Origin of the sequence: Guptibacillus hwajinpoensis, assembly GCF_020171785.1 — a bacterium.
Lineage (GTDB): Bacteria > Bacillota > Bacilli > Bacillales > Guptibacillaceae > Guptibacillus > Guptibacillus sedimenti.
In genome coordinates, this window is record NZ_JAIVAE010000013.1 from 78,141 (window position 1) to 96,679 (window position 18,539).

Here is an 18,539-nt window from a genome sequence, read left to right on the forward strand (position 1 = left end):
ACGTTGATATGAAACATGCATACTTTTGTCTATTTTATCATATTATGTAGGTTTTATTACGATCTTCCCTACAGCTCTTCCCTTAACTTCTTTCCGAGAAACGCTTTGCCTGTTATAGATCGCTCAAAAACACTAGCTTACCTATATAAAAGAAACCTTCAGCTCTCACTGAAGGCTTATCTCTTTATTTCTTTAAGTAATCCATCGGATTTTCTAACTCACCATTTTTATAAACTTCAAAATGAAGATGAATTCCAGTCGATTTCCCTGTTGTCCCCATCACACCAATTTTATCACCTTTTTGAACGGTATCACCTTTTGAGACAGAGATAGTTGCTAGATGAGAATAGGTTGTCTTCATTCCATTGTTATGACTAACCGTTACCTGTTTTCCATAACCACTTCTCGTACCTGCGGCTGTAACCTTTCCATTATCAACAGTTTTAATGGTTTTATCTGTCACACCAGCAATATCGATTCCTTTATGATAAGAACCCCAGCGTTCTCCCTGTTTACTAGTAATTGTACCTCCGACAGCTGGCCATCCAAATGTACCGGTTCCTTTAGAGGAAATTTCTTTCGTTCCAATCACTATTTCTTTAGAAATAGGTTTTTTCGTTACATCCTCTTTCACAACCTCTTCCTCGACTACCTGCCCATTCTCATATTCCTTGGAATATGTAACAAGCTTCTTTCCTTTTTCTCCATCTTGCTTTACTTTCTCTTCGCCTTTAAGAAGTTTACTACTTTTTTTCTTAATCACTTCAAAATCAATTTCTTCTAATTTCTCGACTTCGATCGTTTCCAAAACAGTTGCAAACTCTTTTTCCTGAAGAACCTTCAATTGATCGCCTTTCTTAATTTCATCATCATTCGAAAGATTATTTCGATCCAACAGTTCTTCTTTCTTCATTTTAAACTCTTCTGCAATTTCGTTAAGCGATTGATTTTTTTCTACTTCGTATTCCATCTCTTCCTTATAGCCATTAGCTAAGAGCGAAACACCTTTTTCTTTAGACACAATGTCATTCGGATGAACCTCTACCTTTTTAATTTCAAAGGGACTAGAGAAGTCTACCGCTTCAACAGGATGAAACTCTTCTTCTGAATCTTCCATGCTTTTAACCATCTTCTCAATTTCTTTTACTTTTTCATCAGAAAGAAAAGGTTTAGCATAGCTCCAAAGAGCATCCATGGCTTCTTTTTCACTCGAAAAGCTTCCAATCTGTTCGTCATGAAACGACAGGGAGTAGCCTTCACCAATAAACGAGATTTCCTCTTCTAGTTGTTCAAGAGCTTCCTTGTTATCATAAGGCGGTTTAAACAGTCGTTCGGTTACGACTTCCACATCATTCTCAACTGAAAGCTCAATACCATCGATATTTTTTTCATCCTTCAGTTCTTCTATGCTTTTGTCTAATACCGCTCGATTATCAACCGTTCCGATATTTTCTCCATCTATATAAACATGATAAACGGGTTTCATTAAATTATGAACAGACGCTCCGACTGGTTCGATCCAAAGAAGCGAACTGAAACTTGTAACAATAATGGAAAGTTGTAAGAAACGACGTACATTCATTCTTTTCATGCGACTTCCTCCTGCAATAGCTGAAACTATCTTTTTTACTCACGTTTCGCACTTTATCATAAATAGGAAGTCACATGGGTACAAGTACTCAACTTGTAATAAAAATGTAGTCTTTTCGTCACGATCGTGGCAAGTGATGGTAAGAATCTGGAAGGTTATTCATGAGTTACCACAAGAATTGACCAAAAGAGCACATTACGAAAATCCCTCAACAAAAAACGCATATCCCTCAAAGAGAGATATGCGATATATGTACGTTGTTAATTGAGAACTATGGTGGCTCCGGACGGAATCGAACCGCCGACACGTGGATTTTCAGTCCACTGCTCTACCGACTGAGCTACAGAGCCATTTAAATAATGTCTAGTAACTTTTACTATTACCATTTAATAGATTAAATGGCGGTCTCGACGGGAATCGAACCCGCGATCTCCTGCGTGACAGGCAGGCATGTTAACCGCTACACCACGAGACCAAATTATCATTGTATAATACTCACATACGTTAGTACGTAGTCAGAATTATGTATTGGTTGCGGGGGCAGGATTTGAACCTGCGACCTTTGGGTTATGAGCCCAACGAGCTACCGAACTGCTCCACCCCGCGACGGTATGAATGTAAATATGCTACACATGCTTCATTATGCTGTGCACTGTTTCTTCCTCTATATGTATCATTTCCATCTAAAGAAAGAAAATGGTGAGCCATGAAGGACTCGAACCTTCGACCCTCTGATTAAAAGTCAGATGCTCTACCAACTGAGCTAATGGCTCGTCATAAGTATCTTGTAACGACGACAAGATTTATCATATCATTGGAATTCATAAAAAGCAAGCGATCTTCAAAAGAAAATAAAAAACAGTCATGGAGCAAGTTGATCTACTCTTACTTTACCCCTTTGCCTGTTTATTTAATCGCTCTTTCATCATTTCACGGATTTCTTGTTTACGACGATGACGTTTAATCGCAAAACGATTAACCTCTTGGAAAATCAAAGATGACTCCTTTTCCGTTTTGAGATAAAATTTCACACCAAAGAAGTTACTTGCTCTCGTATTTGGGTCGTTAGGATCGTTGGGTTTCCCCCATACGACTTCACCTCTAATTCGGAATGGTTCATCGTTTAATTTGATGGAGAATTCCATATCCGTATGCATTGGGACTTCTAGATCTACTGAAAAACCAATACCTTCGAGTCCAATATCATGGATATAAATTTTATGATTAAATTCTGGAGCGACAGGTGATTCTTTTTCAATCACTCTCATTCTTGCGGCAAATGGAACGTCAAGTTGCTGACGAAAAACCTGCCTTTTATTACGACTCATATGCACACCTCATCAAAGGTCACCGATTTTAATAGTTTAAGTTTACCATAAAATTTGTTTTTCTGCAGAATTTTCCAAAATCTAAACCTTAAAAAAAGCTGACAGTTTTAAGCTGTCAGCTCTGTTCATTAAGCAAAAACGCCACGAATCATGTTTGTTTGATTGCGATCAGGTCCAACCGAGAAGATCGACAATGGAATGCCAGTAAGTTGTGATACGCGCTCAATATAATGACGTGCATTAGGAGGTAGCTCTCCTAAGTTTTTAACACCCGTAATATCTTCTGTCCAGCCAGGCATTTCTTCATAAACTGGCTCGCATTCAGCCAATACTTTAAGGCTGGCAGGGAATTCTTCAATAATTTCGCCTTTGTACTTATAAGCTGTACAAATTTTAAGCGTTTCAATTCCAGTTAATACATCAATTGAATTCAAAGAAAGGTCTGTAATGCCACTCACGCGACGCGCATGACGGACAACAACGCTATCGAACCAACCAACACGACGAGGACGTCCCGTTGTTGTTCCATATTCATTTCCTACTTCACGAATTTGATCGCCAACTTCGTCATGAAGCTCTGTAGGGAAAGGCCCGTCTCCAACTCTTGTTGTATAGGCTTTTGAAACACCTACAACATGATTGATTTTGCTCGGTCCTACTCCAGATCCAATCGTAACGCCACCAGCGATTGGGTTAGATGATGTAACAAATGGATAAGTACCCTGATCAATATCGAGCATAACGCCCTGAGCGCCTTCGAAAAGAACACGACGTCCTTCATCAATTGCATCATTAAGAACGACTGAAGTATCTACAACATACTTTGCGATCTGTTGACCATACTCATAGTATTCTTCTAGAATATCCTCTTTTTTAAAACCTTCTACTTCATACATTTTTTCAAGAAGGCGGTTTTTATCTGTAAGGTTACGTTCTAATTTTTCTTCAAAAACTTCACGATCAAGTAAATCACAAATACGGATACCAACTCTTGCTGCTTTATCCATATATGCTGGACCGATTCCTTTTTTCGTCGTTCCAATTTTATTAGCGCCTTTGTATTCTTCCTCAACAACATCAAGTTTTAAGTGATAAGGAAGAATAACATGTGCGCGATTGCTTATACGCAAATTATCTGTATTGATATTACGTTCATGTAAGTATGAGAGTTCTTCTAGAACAGCTTTTGGATCGACAACCATTCCATTTCCAATAACACAAATCTTATCATCATAAAAAATTCCGGATGGAATCAAGTGAAGTTTGTACTTTGTATCATTAAATACAATGGTATGTCCCGCATTATTTCCACCCTGATAGCGAGCGACAACCTCTGCATTTTCCGAAAGGTAATCTGTGATCTTTCCTTTACCTTCATCGCCCCACTGTGTACCTACCACAACTACTGATGGCATTTGAGCACCTCCAGATGCTTCCTAGAATTAATTGTCAGAAGCATACTACTTTTTTAAAAAACCCAGGCTAAGTGTACCAATTTGATCTTGATAAGTCAACAAACCCGAACAATTATATAGACAAAACTAAATATGTTCGTTATTTAGTTTTGCTTTCCCATTAACATAAACAAATCACGCCACTTTTATTATGCACAAAATTGGTCATCTAATAAAAGGTCGCCGCACTAATACAATCTCCTAATAAATAAAAAAGCCTCAAAAATGAGGCTTTTTTAAGCACCTGGTGGCATGTCACCTTCATCGTGACGCCTCTCCAGATTAACGAACTTATTATATTCTTTCACAAACGCTAGCTCGACTGTTCCAACAGGACCATTTCGCTGCTTTGCAATAATAATTTCAATGATGTTTTTATTCTCTGATTCCTTATCATAATAATCATCTCGATAAAGGAAGGCAACGATATCTGCATCCTGCTCAATACTTCCAGATTCACGAATATCCGACATCATCGGTCTTTTATCCTGTCTCGATTCAACACCACGTGAAAGCTGTGAAAGCGAAATAAGAGGAACTTCAAGCTCACGTGCAATCCCTTTTAGAGATCGTGATATCTCAGATACTTCCTGCTGTCTGTTTTCACCAGATCCATTTCCACGTATCAGCTGCATATAGTCAATCAGAATCATACCAAGACCTTTTTCTTGCTTCAATCGCCTGCATTTGGCACGAATGTCACCAACACGAATACCTGGTGTATCATCGATATAAATTCCCGCATTCGAAAGACTTCCCATTGCCATCGTGAGCTTTTGCCAGTCATCGCCTGTTAACCCACCTGTACGAAGACGCTGAGCATCTATATTACCTTCCGCACAAAGCATACGCATCACAAGCTGTTCCGCACCCATTTCAAGGCTAAAGATCGCGACATTCTCATCGGTTTTCGTTGCAACGTTTTGAGCAATGTTAAGTGCGAAAGCTGTTTTACCTACAGAAGGACGTGCAGCTACGATGATTAAATCATTTCGTTGGAAACCTGCCGTCATACGATCAAGCTCAGAGAACCCTGTAGGAATCCCAGTAATGTCTTCTGTATTGTTCTGAAGCGTTTCAATATTATCATAAGCAGTGACAAGAACATCTTTAATCGAGATAAAGGCTCCTGTATTCTTACGCTGAGAAACTTCCATAATTGACTTCTCAGCTTCCGAAAGAAGATTCTCAATTTCATTCTCTTTCGCATATCCATCAGATGCTATATCTGTTGCTGCGCGAATCAACCTTCTTAAGATCGATTTCTCTTCAACAATTTTGGAATAATACTCAACATTTGCAGCAGTTGGGACTGAATTAGCTAGATCACTTAAATAAGATACTCCGCCAATTTCCTCAAGAATCTTAAGATCCTGAAGCTCTGAAGTTACCGTGACAAGATCAACAGGCTCTCCTTTTTCAGAGAGATCGATCATCACAGAGAAGATTTTCTGATGTGCCGCTCGGTAAAAGTCTTCCGGCTGCAGTACCTCTGTTGCTGTTGTGAGTGCATCGATTTCCAAGAAAACAGCACCGATTACCGCTTGTTCAGCTTCAATATTTTGAGGTGGCGTACGATCAGCAAATAAATCACTCATGTTGTTTTCCCCCTGAGCAGTTCGCTATTTTCCACCCGTAATCACCTACTATTGCTCTACCACATGTACTTTAACAGTTGCTGTTACATCATGGTGCAATTTAAGGGGTACATTTGTGTAACCCAGGGAACGGATTGGTTCATCTAGTTCAATTTTGCGCTTATCAACTTTAATATTGTGCTTTTTCAATTCTTCCGCAATATTTTTGCTTGTAATGGAACCGAACAAACGGCCACCTTCACCAGATTTAGTTTCTAATTCAACCTCAAGGCTTTCAATCTTTTCCTTCAACGCTTTCGCTTCATCAAGCTCTTCTTGCGCTTTCTTATCGTCGCTACGTTGTTTCGCCTTTAGGGTTTTCATATTTGCATTATTCGCTTCTAGAGCAAGATTATTCTTAAGCAGATGGTTACGAGCATATCCATCTGCTACGTTTTTAACTTCACCTTTTTTACCTTTACCTTTTACATCTTCTAAGAAAATCACTTTCATGATTCATCTTCGCTCCCTTCCAAATAATTATCAATTGTTTCCTTCAACATTTCTTCGGCTTCTTCAATTGACCCTGAGTCAATCTGCGTCGCAGCATTCGTTAAATGTCCACCGCCATTAAGGCCTTCCATAATAATCTGGACATTCACTTCCCCTAGCGACCTAGCACTAATGCTAATTTTACCATCATTTCGTTTCGAAATAACGAAAGAAGCAATCACACCGCTCATTGATAAAAGCGTATCTGCTGCTTGAGCAATTAATACTTGATCATAGGTCTGATCCTTTTCACCTAGCGCGATCGCAATCCCACTCCGATAAATGTGTGACTTCTCTATAATTTTGGCTCTTCTAATATACTGCGCAATGTCTTCACGTAGGAACTCTTGAACAAGCACAGTATCAGCACCATGCGCCCTCAAATAAGAAGCAGCGTCAAAAGTTCTAGAACCGGTCCTAAGCGTAAAGCTTTTCGTATCCACAATAATACCGGCTAGAAGTGCAGTTGCCTCCATGATGTCCATTTTAAGCCGTTTTGGCTGGTATTCAAAGAGTTCCGTAACAAGCTCCGCTGTGGAAGAAGCATAGGGCTCCATGTAGACAAGAACGGGATCCTCAATAAACTCTTCTCCACGTCTATGGTGATCAATGACAACGACATGATCGAGCTTTTGCAAAAGACGCTCTTCCATAACAAGGGAAGGTTTATGCGTATCGACGACAACTAAAAGCGTGTTAGGCGTACAATTCTCAAGCGCATCTTCAGGATCGATAAAACGTGCCCAAAGTTGCTCATTCCCTTCAATCTCTTCGATTAATCGTGAGACACCGCTAGTCCGTTGATTTTGATCAAAAACGATTGAACCTTCTTTTCCATTTGCCTGGGCTACTTTAAGAATACCAATGGAAGCACCAATGGAATCCATATCAGGGTTTTTATGCCCCATGATAATCACTTGGTCACTATCAAGGACAAGCTCCCGTAATGCATGGGAAATGACTCGTGCTCTTACCCTCGTTCGCTTTTCAATAGGGTTAGTCTTTCCACCATAAAATTTCACTTTTCCTGTCGTCTGCTTAATAGCAACTTGATCGCCACCGCGTCCAAGCGCAAGATCAAGGCTAGATTGAGCCAACTGACCAAGTTCGGTAAGCGTACTATGTCCGCTACCAACTCCAATACTTAATGTAATCGAAACATTTTCCTTAGAAGTCGCTTCACGAACTTCATCAAGAATCGAAAACTTATTTTTTTCTAAGTCTTGAAGAATTTTTTGATTTAAAACAGCAAAGAATTTCTCAGAAGAACTTCGCTTCAAGAAGATTCCCTGTTCATCTGCCCAATTATTTAGAATCGATGTGACGGAGCTGTTTAAGTTACTGCGCACTTGGTCACCAAGACCCTGGGTGACTTCTTCATAGTTATCAAGATAAATAATCCCAACAACTGTTTTTTCTTCATTATAAAGACGCTGAATTTCAACTTTTTCACTCACATCAAAGAAATAGAGCAATCTTTCTTCTTGCTTAAAATACGTTTTGTATTTTCGATCATGAATCGTTAAAATCTCTTCATTCGCCTCTGATTTTAGAAAAGGAATAATTTGTTCGGAAATATCATTCAAAGAAAGTCCTATCAATTGCTCTTTCTCCATCATGATAGGCAAATAAGGATTCGTCCATTCGATGTGATATTCCTCATCATACAGCAAGATTCCGAATGGCATTTCCATTAGAGCCTCGTCTCCCACCTTCTTCACGCGGTGGGACAGAGTCGAAACGTAGTCTCTCAGAGCAGCTTGGAATAAAGACTCAGCTCGAATCGCTGTATAAACAAGAAGCGTCATTACGATTACGCTCCCAATTCCTAATATCCAGTTGTAATAGGTGATGATGCCGATAAACAGGATGGAAATGACGAACAAGGCTACCACATGATAACCATGCCACCGTTTCGTTAAAAACTTTGGCATACTTTCAGCTCCTACCTATAATTTCATTCTCCTCCGCAATTCGAAACCAAGATCAATGATTCCAATAATAACAACAAATGATGTTAGTGCGAAGCCAAGAAACGTTAACAGAATTGGCACGACGATGGGCCATCCTTTACGATGACTAAAAAAGTAAATGACAGCAAGACCCTGAACAAATATCAGAGCATTGAGTACAGAGTACACATTAATGGCTGCTACAAATACAGCCGATCCTTCTTCTAATCCTACCATCATAACAATAGTAACAACTAAATAATACCATAAAAAACTCTTCGGAAATGCCCATTCTCTGATTGGCTGAAAGACGGGTGGCTGAAAGTTGCCTACCCTCCTTAAAATTGGAATGGAAAGTAGCTGTGAAATCAGTGCAATCACAACACCCATGAGCACTAAACCAGTCGGAATTAAATAGCGCAATAAACTAATTTGCTCTTTAAGTTGATTAAACTGGCTAGTGTCCAAACCTAACGAACCATATATTGATTCTGCTTGTTGAAAGGATTGATTCATCATTTCAACAACAAGATCAGCTGGATTTTGACCGATCACTAGAATACTCGATACAAAAGCAAGTACAAGGCCGACTACATACGCTAACCCGCTTCCTACCAATACAGCAAGTGCAGACTTACGAATTGCGTATAAATACCCAGCAGTTATCCCTCCAAGCCCTACCGTAAACGTCATAACGAGAGAAGGAAGACCTGCAGTTAACACACCAAGCACAAGCGTCACAGCCCACATCACTAGCCCACTCTTCATACCATTGCGCACAACCATCAGTATAAACGGGATAGGAAGAGCCCAGAGCGTAAGAGAACCTAGAAGTGGTACATAAATCGTAATCAGAAACAATACAGCAAACACGGCCGCAAGCGCAGCCCCTTCAACTAACTGCCTAACACCTTGATTCTTCAATAGTCTTCTCCTTTTTGTAAAGCGGAGCGGGCCTGCTTAAATCCGTAGGATGTTGGAGCCCATGAGACTGAGACGCTTTTTGTCTCATTCGATTGGGCGAAACAGCCGAAGGATTTGGCCCGCGCAGCTGGATCATGTAAAGCGGAAGTGACCGTTTAGGCTCGACAAGCACTGGAACCTTTACCTTTGAACACGGTCTTTGTGTTCAGAGGTAAAGGTGAAGTGATCGAGAGACTGGTCACTGCAGCTGGATCAATGTAAAGCGGAAGTGGGCGATTAGACCCGTCAGGCACTGGAGCCTTGCAAATTGAACATGGCCTTTGTGTTCGAGTTGCAAGGTGAAGTGACAGAGGGTCTGCCCACTGCAGCTGGATCAATGTAAAGCGGAGCGGGCCTGCTTAAATCCGTAGGATGTTGGAGCCCATGAGACTGAGACGCTTTTTGTCTCATTCGATTGGGCGAAACAGCCGAAGGATTTGGCCCGCGCAGCTAGATCATGTAAAGCGGAAGTGACCGTTTAGGCTCGAGAAGCACTGGAACCTTTACATTTGAACACGGTCTTAGTGTTCAGAGGTAAAGGTGAAGTGATCGAGAGACTGGTCACTGCAGCTGGATCAATGTAAAGCGGAAGTGGGCGATTAGGTCCGACAAGCGCTGGAAGCCTTTCATTTGAACACGGTCTTTGTGTTCGAATGAAAGGGTGAAGCGACTCGAGGACCTGCCCACTGCAGCTGGATCAATGTAAAGCGGAAATGGGCGATTAGGTCCGACAAGCGCTGGAAGTCTTTCATTTGAACACGGTCTTTGTGTTCGGATGAAAGGGTGAAGCGACTCGAGGACCTGCCCACTGCAGCTGGATCAATGTAAAGCGGAAGTGGCCGATGAAACGCAATAATTAATTGCTACCTTCTAATCACTTAAACCCTATACCTATAGTCCATCCATTCATTTTATCAACCCGCTTAGTTAAAATACAAAAAACGGGTTGAAATCCCCTTACTATATTGTAAGAATTTCTGCCCGTTTCAGCAAATGTTTCATTAATTTGAATAGTGAGCATTAAGAAAAGGCTGTATCGTTAACAGCCTTTTGTGTACTACATAAGAGATAGCGTCTCTTCCTTCGCACCATCCATCTCTTTTTGAAGCCACTCGACTAATTGCATAGATGCTTCTTCGGCATCTTCGCCATCAGCAATAAGTAGAAGCGAATCGCTTTCTTTCACGGTGAGATTAAACGTAATAACGCTCGTTAAATTCTTTCCGTTAATGCTATGCCCATTTCGATAGAGAGACACATGACTATCAAACGTTTTTGCTTTTTTGACGAATGCCATAAGAGAATTCATACTAAGCGGTGCGGTAAGTGTTACTGTTGAAGTTTCAACGTTCATTATTGTGGTTCCTCCTTACAGGATTCTTGTAAGGGTTGTATTCCCCCATCATGCAGGAGTGTAAACCACTTATTCCAAAATTGCGTTATCATCTTAGAATAGCGTTGTATAGAAAAAAGCAGTAGGACATCATCCTACTGCTTTTCATCCTTACTCACCAAGTACGTATGGTAGTAAAGCCATTTGACGAGCGCGTTTAACTGCGCGAGTCAATTGACGTTGGTATTTAGCGCTAGTACCTGTTACACGACGTGGAAGAATTTTTCCACGCTCAGATACGAAGCGTTTAAGAAGATCTACATCTTTATAGTCGATGTAAGTGATTTTGTTTACTGTGAAGAAACAAACCTTTTTACGACGACCTCTGCGTCCACCTGGTCTTGCCATGGGTAGTTACCTCCTTTGCATTTAAAATTCGTTCTCTGCTTTCACCGCTCGAAACAGAGAGTATTAGAACGGCAAGTCATCATCTGAAATGTCGATCGGCTTGCCATCGCTCGCAAACGGGTCATCTCCAAAATTGGAGTGATCACGGTTGTTATCACGATTTTGGTTCTGATTCCCGTAACCGCCGGTTTCTCTGTTTTGGTTGCCGCCACCGTAGTTGCTGCTTCCGCCACCGCCTTGGTTAGAACCTTTAGGCTCGAGAAATTGGACGCTTTCAGCCATCACTTCTGTCACAAACACACGCTGTCCCTGGCTATTATCGTAAGAGCGAGTCTGAACTCGTCCATCTACACCAGCAAGGCTGCCTTTTTTCAAGAAATTGGCTGCATTTTCTGCCTGTCTGCGCCATACAACAATGTTGATAAAATCAGCTTCGCGGTCTCCCTGCTGATTCGTAAACGGGCGATTTACAGCAAGTGTAAAGTTCGCAACCGCTACGCCACTAGGGGTATAACGCAATTCAGGGTCTTTTGTTAAACGTCCAACTAATACGACGCGATTCAGCATCAGAACCCCTCCTATTTATAAAACAATTACTTTTTAGCTTCTTCTAGGTTGATCGTCATGAAACGAAGAACATCGTCGTTGATTTTCATCAAACGGCTGAATTCATCAATCGCTTCAGTGTTACTGTTAATGTTAAGAAGCATGTAGATCCCGCTGTTGAAATTCTCGATTTCATAAGCAAGGCGCTTCTTACCCATTTCTTTAGTTTCATTAATTTCCGCACCATTGTCAGTAAGGATTCCGTTGAAACGCTCGACAAGAGCTTTCTGTGCATCCTCTTCAATGTTTGGACGGATAATGTACATAATTTCGTAGTTACGCATTCCGTTCACCTCCTTTTGGTCTAACGGCTCTTAACTTGAATTAAGAGCAAGGAGTAAGTATACAAAGATAATTACTCACAGCTTTAGATTATACCAAATTAATTCTTTATTAGCAAGTCCCGTAGAAATTGAATCTATAGGCTGGTTGATTTCCGCTCCAGGATGCTCGCTTTCCGCGGGGCGGGCGGTGAGCATCCTCGGCACGCATTGGGCGTGCCTGTGGGGTCTCACCTGTCCCGCTAGTCCCGCATCTAGCATCCTTCCGCTCCAATCAGCTAAATGTGGACTTTTTTAAGAAAATCCGTTCAAATACAAAAATCTATTACAAAAGATCCTATCTTATACGTTAAAACGGAAATGGATTACGTCGCCGTCTTTTACAATGTACTCTTTTCCTTCAAGACGAACTTTTCCTTTTTCTTTCGCAATCGCCATTGTTCCAGCTTCAACGAGGTCATCATAAGCGACAATTTCAGCACGAATAAAGCCACGTTCAAAGTCAGTATGGATAATACCAGCTGCCTGAGGAGCTTTCATACCAAGACGGAAAGTCCACGCACGAACTTCTTGCTCACCTGCAGTGAAATAAGTTGCTAATCCAAGAAGGTCGTAAGAAGCGCGAATTAATTTGTTCAAACCTGGCTCTGAAATACCAATATCTTCAAGGAAAGCATCTTTCTCTTCCCCATCAAGCTCAGCAAGTTCAGACTCGATTTTCGCACATACAACAATGACTTCGGCGCCTTCTTTTGACGCATATTCACGAACTTTAGCAACATATTCATTATCTGAAGGATCAAGAAGATCATCTTCATCAACGTTTGCTACATAAAGAACAGGCTTTTTCGTTAGTAGGTGATACCCATATACGATTTTCTCTTCTTCTTCTGTTAATTCTACACTTCGAGCAGGCTGCTCTTCTTCAAACGCTTCTTTCAACTTTGTAAGAACGTTAAACTCAGCCAATGCTTCTTTGTCTTTTTGTTTCGCCATTTTTTGAACGCGCGCAATCCGCTTATCAACTGATTCAAGATCGGCAAGAATAAGCTCAAGGTTAATTGTTTCAATATCTGAAATAGGATCTACTTTACCAGACACATGCGTAATGTTCTCATCATCAAAACAACGAACAACCTGAGAGATTGCGTCTACTTGGCGGATATGAGAAAGAAACTTGTTTCCTAGTCCTTCTCCTTTACTTGCCCCTTTTACAATTCCAGCAATATCGGTAAATTCAAATGCTGTCGGGATGGTTTTCTTTGGCTTTACTAGTTCAGTAAGCTTTTGTAGACGCTCATCAGGAACCTCTACAATCCCAACGTTCGGATCGATTGTACAGAACGGATAGTTCGCTGACTCTGCTCCTGCCTGTGTAATTGCATTAAATAACGTTGACTTACCAACATTTGGAAGTCCTACTATACCGGTGGTTAATGCCATCTCGGTCACTCCTTTAAAGTATCTGCCTAAACAGGCGATTTTTATGAAATAAAGATGGCTAAACAAGCCATTCCTAGACTATTTTCTTCATTCTTATACACAAACGACATACCTTACTAATTATAGAGATGAGAACGTAAAAAAACAAGCGTCCTCCATTTCTGTGTAAGTAAAATGACCGCCCATAATGGACGGTCAAGATTCTGCATGCTCGAGGACTTTCTTCAGCTTTTTAGAAAACTCTTTTCGTGGAAGCATTACACTGTGGTCACAACCAAGACATTTAATTCGAATATCCGCTCCCATTCGAATCACTTTCCATCGGTTCTCCCCACACGGATGGGCTTTCTTCATTTCAACAACGTCATTTAAGCCAAATTCTTTATCGGACATAAGGATTCCCCCTTTATGCTTTTTCCTTCACTTCACCCTGTTCATCACGTTGATACATCACAACACGCGGAAGAGCAATTTCAATTCCTATTTCATCAAAACGTTGCTTAACCGCTTTTCTAATTTCTCGACCAATGACCCAGTGCTCCATTGGCTGCACTTCCGAGATGATTCTGAGAACCACTTCTGAAGGTCCTAAATTCTGTACGCCAAGATATTCTGGTTTTACAATCATAGCATCGAACTGTTCATATAGCTCGTCCAATAAGTGAATGATCACTTTTTCAGCTTCCGGTATACGTTCTTCATACGCAATGTTTACATCCACTACCGCAATACTATTATGAATGGAGTAATTCGTCACTTGATTTATGTTACCATTCGGTAGAATATGAAGTTCTCCTGTCCAACTTTTAATTTTCGTGACACGTAACCCTATTTCCTCCACAAAACCTTCCACTCCAGAAATCCGCACATAATCTCCGACGGAAAACTGTTTCTCAAAAATAATAAAAAAGCCTGTAATGACGTCGCGAACGAGGTTCTGAGCACCGAAACCAACTGCCAACCCAACGACACCAGCTCCGGCAATAAGTGTTCGAACATCGATCTCAAACTCGCTCAAGATCATGACAAGCGCAATAAAATAAGTGACGTAGGTTAAAATATTTTCAATTAAACGGATAAGCGTCGCTTCTCTCCGTTCTGATAATCGAAGCGGGCTTTTCAATCGGATCGCGAAAATTTGCGCAAGGGCAGATTTTGCGATCCGAAGAAAAATCCACGTTCCAATGATAATTGCCAGAATCGTAAACCCTCTTTTGACTACATTTCCCCAAAGATCACGATTGGATAAATAATCGTACGCAGAATTCCACATTGGCTCGAACCCATCCAAGCATCATCCCTCCCAGTATTTTGTACTATGATAACAAATCATACCGTTTTAGAACTGGGAAAATCAAGATAGATGCCAAAATATAGAGATTGAGCACACCATAGAGAGGGTATAAAAAAGCAACTAGGGTAGAAAAACCAAACGAAGTAAAAGGAATCATCGTCAACACAATGAGAAAGGCAACGAACCATAAAGGAAGTCCTAATACACCGCGGAATCTAGACGTAAGTCCAAACACACCGCTAACTGCAGTCGTGTAAATGGCTAACCATAGTAAGACAGACATAATTAAGATCATATAGTACGGGTAACTTTTCAAAATCGCAAACAGTGGGATTTCATATACAAGTAAGTCATGAGCAACTTGGATCAACGATTGATTGTAGAGAAATGAAACACCCCCCAGGATAACCCCGCTTCCAACGCTCGCAATCCAAATCTCCCCCCGATGCTTAATTTGATGGCCAACAGCCGAAAGAACAGCAACGAGCGGTAAAATATTAAGTGCAGTAAAGGTGAATGCGGCAGGCCAATTTGACTGCTTTGTCCAATTAAACAACATCGTTGATGGATTAGCATTAATAAACAATGTAAGAACAGAAAGTAGTAGAATAATAAGAAGAGGAAGAATAATAGCATTCATTGATAACATGCCATTAATATCCCAGAAGAATAAAATAACAACGAGCACTGCGAGAATACCAATACCTAACGCATAAGGAAGATGAACAACTTCCATCGTTGCCCCGCCACCTGCCAACATCACAATCGTCGTCGTAAACAAATATAAGATAATTAACAAATCATAGATGCCCGTCAGCTTTTTCCCAACAAGTCGCTCTAAAATAGGAATATAGTGCGTTGACTTCGTTTCATAACTAATTTTCATAACCACATAACAACAAATTGAGAACATGATCGTAAACAACCCAATGGCAAGTACACTTTCATGACCAAAAAACTGCCAAAGTTCACGGCCGGAAGCGTAACCAGCGCCAATCATTGTACCTAATATAAGAAACAGCCATTTCAATCCACCGCTTAACATGGCATTCCCTCCTTGGACTTCTCGTTATACGATCGAAGTGAAATACATTGTAAAAATCATCTTATATGTATAGATCACGTCAGATTTCCGTATACTGTTACTACTATTACAAAGGAGAGAATCCTATGAATCTTCGAGACAAGTTTTTTCAAAAAAAGCCTGCTGCGTATCGAATCCATCATGAGGATACTCTTGCTAGTAAAACGCTTAGTGAGAGGCTTGCCTTACTTTTACCAGCACGAAGAACGGATTCAATCGTAATTGTTTGTATTGGCACTGACCGCTCAACAGGAGATGCACTCGGTCCGCTTGTTGGCACCAAACTGCAACAATTAAAGCCTAAAGCTACAATATACGGAACACTTGAGTCGCCTGTGCATGCAGTTAATTTAAATGAGGTGATGGAATCAATCGCAGAGCAGCATCCTCGTCCATTTATAATTGGAATTGATGCTTGTCTTGGACGACTTCACTCAGTCGGTATTATTACTGCTGGAGAAGGACCAGTTAAGCCAGGAGCAGGTGTGAAAAAGGAGCTTCCGGAAGTAGGCGATATTCACTTAACTGGTATTGTGAATGTAAGTGGGTTTATGGAATACTTTGTCTTGCAAAATACGAGGTTAAATCTTGTGATGAAAATGGCTGATGTGATGGCAGTCAGTCTTCACGAATCGATTGAAGCATATGGAAGAGACGTTCCAATTGAAAAACACAAAGCAAATTGGGGAGATGACCTCATTCAACTTCCATAGCAAAAAGCTCATGGTTCGGCTACAAAGCCAAAACATGAGCTTTTTTAAATCTACTTAATTAAAGAGTAGCGGGAAAAGATACAAGGACGTTACAAGAATCGCAGCAACTAATAAAGCAGGAAGAAAATTAGCCACACGAATTTTTATGATATCAAGCAAGTTTAGGCCAATCGCCATAATCATAATGCCTCCAGCTGAAGTGACTTCTGCAATAAAAGCATCCAGGAGGAACTGAGGGACGACTTGATTAATTTGAGAAGCAAACAAAGTGATTAATCCTTGATAAATCATAACCGGAATAGCTGAAAACAACACCCCATAACCAAGTGTGGCAGTAAACATAATTGCGGTAAAACCATCAATTAGTGACTTCGTAAATAAAATTGAATGATCATTTCGCAATCCGCTATCAAGAGCACCAAGAATCGCCATTGCACCAACTACATAAACGAGAGTAGCTGTGACAAAAGCCTGGGCGACGCTCCCCTCAGAAGTAGCGCCTGTTTTCTTTTCAATCCAGTTACCTACTGTTGCAAGTTTCCCTTCAAGATCCCAGTACTCTCCTAGCATCCCTCCAATAACAAGACTGCCAATTACAATAAGGAATTGCTCACTTTTCATAGCCATTTGCAGGCCAATCACCGTAATAACGAGAGCAAGCCCTTGCATGATGGTCGTTTTCATTCTGTCTGGAATTCGACTGCTAACTGTTCCGATTAAAGCACCAACCATAATGGCCAATCCATTTACAACTGTACCTAAAAACACCATTCCCTACATCTCCTCAGCCGAAGTACCCCTCAACAATTTCTTCTATTGCTTCAATTACTTTATAAACCTCATCTTCCGTATTATAAGGGCCTACACTTAAACGAACAGTTCCCGTTCTGCTCGTACCAATCGTCTCATGACCGAGCGGAGTACAATGCAACCCAGCTCTCACTGCTATTTCATAATGCTGATCTAGGATAATTGCAATCTCCTGGGCATCTATTCCTTCAATTGTAAATGGAATAACGGCAAGTCGTTGCTCTGGTCCGTAAACGTGAACATACTCGATTTGATTCAACCGATTAACGAGAATCTCTGTTAGCTTCTGTTCATGTTTTCTTATTTCAGAAAGACCCATCTTTTTTACCGCGTTTAGTCCAGCTAGTAACCCTGCAATCCCAGGCGTATTTAGTGTACCGCTCTCAAGACGCTCCGGCAGTTGATTCGGCTGATCAATTAATTCTGAGCTCCCCCCCGTTCCGCCGTGATAAAGAGGCTTTAGTTCAATGCCTTCACTAACCATTAGCACACCTGTTCCTTGAGGACCTAGCAAGCCTTTATGACCAGGGAAGGCTAATAGATCAATATTCATATCACTCATATGGATAGGCATGATACCAGCGGTTTGAGAGGCATCAACTAAAAAGGTAATTTCTTTTTCTCTTGCCATCTCACCTACAACATCAATTGGAACAACGTTACCGGTTAAATTCGATCCATGTGAAACGATAATCATTTTTGTATTTGGTTGAATCGCCTGGCGCAATAGATCGCTATCAAATTCATTAAATTCCCCTAGGTTAATGTAATCGACTTCAATTCCCACAGTCTTTTTCATATATTCAAGAGGACGGCGAACAGAGTTATGCTCATAAGAGGTCGTTAGAACATGGTCTCCTTCAACAAAATGATAACCTTTAATCGCCTGATTTAGAGCCGCAGTTGCATTAGCTGTAAAGCAAACGCGTTCTGAATGGTTAAAACCAAAAAAGTCAGCCAGTTGTTCACGTGCACGAATAACCGTATCATTAGCACGTCGAGACAAGGCGTGTCCACCTCGGCCTGGATTTGCTGCATACTCTGTCATCACCTCTGTCATAGCTTGGACAACTTCCGGCGGTTTAGGAAAAGATGTAGCCGCTTGATCGAAATATATCACGTTACCACCCCATCATTTTCGTTAGAATAA

The 18,539-nt window shown here is 40.9% G+C and carries 18 protein-coding genes and 4 tRNA genes; 1 reads left to right on the forward strand and 21 read right to left on the reverse strand.

What is annotated here, in order from left to right; translation table 11 throughout:
* Positions 1-184: 184 nt before the first annotated feature.
* The 19 genes from LCL91_RS17955 to LCL91_RS18045 all read right to left on the reverse strand — a co-directional run bounded on the left by LCL91_RS17955 (position 185) and on the right by LCL91_RS18045 (position 15,827).
* Positions 185-1,591, reverse strand: a complete 1,407-nt coding sequence (locus tag LCL91_RS17955; protein WP_224884362.1) for a peptidoglycan DD-metalloendopeptidase family protein — start codon at positions 1,589-1,591, stop codon at positions 185-187.
* 274 nt (positions 1,592-1,865) lie between these two features.
* A tRNA-Phe gene (locus LCL91_RS17960) sits at positions 1,866-1,941 on the reverse strand.
* Positions 1,942-1,990: 49 nt separating this feature from the next.
* Positions 1,991-2,066, reverse strand: a tRNA-Asp gene (locus LCL91_RS17965).
* Positions 2,067-2,120: 54 nt separating this feature from the next.
* Positions 2,121-2,197 (reverse strand) — tRNA-Met (locus LCL91_RS17970).
* Positions 2,198-2,288: 91 nt separating this feature from the next.
* A tRNA-Lys gene (locus tag LCL91_RS17975) sits at positions 2,289-2,364 on the reverse strand.
* Between the two features lie 117 nt (positions 2,365-2,481).
* Entirely contained in the window at positions 2,482-2,919 is a 438-nt protein-coding gene (locus LCL91_RS17980) for a PilZ domain-containing protein (protein WP_224884364.1), read from the reverse strand.
* 128 nt (positions 2,920-3,047) lie between these two features.
* Positions 3,048-4,334 carry an adenylosuccinate synthase gene (locus tag LCL91_RS17985; RefSeq protein WP_160918391.1) on the reverse strand — a complete coding sequence of 429 codons (1,287 nt, stop codon included), beginning with the start codon at positions 4,332-4,334 and terminating at the stop codon, positions 3,048-3,050.
* Between the two features lie 275 nt (positions 4,335-4,609).
* Positions 4,610-5,971, reverse strand: a complete 1,362-nt coding sequence (gene dnaB, locus LCL91_RS17990; RefSeq protein ID WP_098445603.1) for a replicative DNA helicase — start codon at positions 5,969-5,971, stop codon at positions 4,610-4,612.
* A gap of 48 nt (positions 5,972-6,019) precedes the next feature.
* The gene (gene rplI, locus LCL91_RS17995; RefSeq protein ID WP_159786940.1) at positions 6,020-6,463 is read right to left on the reverse strand and encodes a 50S ribosomal protein L9; all 444 of its coding nucleotides are present in this window, start codon (positions 6,461-6,463) and stop codon (positions 6,020-6,022) included.
* The gene (locus tag LCL91_RS18000) at positions 6,460-8,436 is read right to left on the reverse strand and encodes a DHH family phosphoesterase (RefSeq protein ID WP_098445605.1); all 1,977 of its coding nucleotides are present in this window, start codon (positions 8,434-8,436) and stop codon (positions 6,460-6,462) included. Before LCL91_RS18000 ends, rplI begins: the two co-directional genes overlap by 4 nt.
* A 15-nt stretch (positions 8,437-8,451) precedes the next feature.
* A complete protein-coding gene (locus LCL91_RS18005) occupies positions 8,452-9,378 on the reverse strand; it encodes a YybS family protein (protein ID WP_224884367.1) in 927 nt (308 codons plus the stop codon).
* Positions 9,379-10,474: 1,096 nt separating this feature from the next.
* Positions 10,475-10,771: an HPr family phosphocarrier protein gene (locus tag LCL91_RS18010; RefSeq protein ID WP_224884369.1), complete on the reverse strand. Its 297-nt coding sequence runs from the start codon at positions 10,769-10,771 to the stop codon at positions 10,475-10,477.
* A gap of 150 nt (positions 10,772-10,921) precedes the next feature.
* Positions 10,922-11,158: a 30S ribosomal protein S18 gene (gene rpsR / locus LCL91_RS18015; protein WP_098445608.1), complete on the reverse strand. Its 237-nt coding sequence runs from the start codon at positions 11,156-11,158 to the stop codon at positions 10,922-10,924.
* A gap of 63 nt (positions 11,159-11,221) precedes the next feature.
* Positions 11,222-11,725, reverse strand: coding sequence for a single-stranded DNA-binding protein (gene ssb, locus LCL91_RS18020; protein ID WP_224591208.1), 504 nt, complete (start codon positions 11,723-11,725; stop codon positions 11,222-11,224).
* A 26-nt stretch (positions 11,726-11,751) separates the two neighbouring features.
* Entirely contained in the window at positions 11,752-12,048 is a 297-nt protein-coding gene (gene rpsF / locus LCL91_RS18025; RefSeq protein ID WP_048311133.1) for a 30S ribosomal protein S6, read from the reverse strand.
* A gap of 339 nt (positions 12,049-12,387) precedes the next feature.
* Positions 12,388-13,488, reverse strand: coding sequence for a redox-regulated ATPase YchF (gene ychF, locus LCL91_RS18030; protein ID WP_098445610.1), 1,101 nt, complete (start codon positions 13,486-13,488; stop codon positions 12,388-12,390).
* Between the two features lie 195 nt (positions 13,489-13,683).
* Entirely contained in the window at positions 13,684-13,881 is a 198-nt protein-coding gene (locus tag LCL91_RS18035) for a DUF951 domain-containing protein (protein ID WP_098445611.1), read from the reverse strand.
* Between the two features lie 13 nt (positions 13,882-13,894).
* Positions 13,895-14,779 (reverse strand): mechanosensitive ion channel family protein, encoded by an 885-nt coding sequence (locus tag LCL91_RS18040; RefSeq protein ID WP_224884372.1) that lies wholly within the window; start codon positions 14,777-14,779, stop codon positions 13,895-13,897.
* 25 nt (positions 14,780-14,804) lie between these two features.
* On the reverse strand, positions 14,805-15,827 hold the full coding sequence (locus tag LCL91_RS18045; protein ID WP_224884373.1) for a YkvI family membrane protein: 1,023 nt from the start codon (positions 15,825-15,827) through the stop codon (positions 14,805-14,807).
* Between the two features lie 125 nt (positions 15,828-15,952).
* Between LCL91_RS18045 and yyaC the strand changes: the two genes are divergently transcribed.
* Positions 15,953-16,579 (forward strand): spore protease YyaC, encoded by a 627-nt coding sequence (yyaC, locus tag LCL91_RS18050; protein WP_224884376.1) that lies wholly within the window; start codon positions 15,953-15,955, stop codon positions 16,577-16,579.
* 54 nt (positions 16,580-16,633) lie between these two features.
* Here the strand turns inward: yyaC and LCL91_RS18055 are convergent, their stop codons facing one another.
* Both LCL91_RS18055 and LCL91_RS18060 read right to left on the reverse strand, forming a co-directional pair.
* Positions 16,634-17,350 carry a DUF554 domain-containing protein gene (locus LCL91_RS18055; RefSeq protein WP_224884378.1) on the reverse strand — a complete coding sequence of 239 codons (717 nt, stop codon included), beginning with the start codon at positions 17,348-17,350 and terminating at the stop codon, positions 16,634-16,636.
* A gap of 13 nt (positions 17,351-17,363) precedes the next feature.
* Entirely contained in the window at positions 17,364-18,509 is a 1,146-nt protein-coding gene (locus LCL91_RS18060) for an aminotransferase class V-fold PLP-dependent enzyme (protein ID WP_224884381.1), read from the reverse strand.
* Positions 18,510-18,539 lie beyond the last annotated feature (30 nt).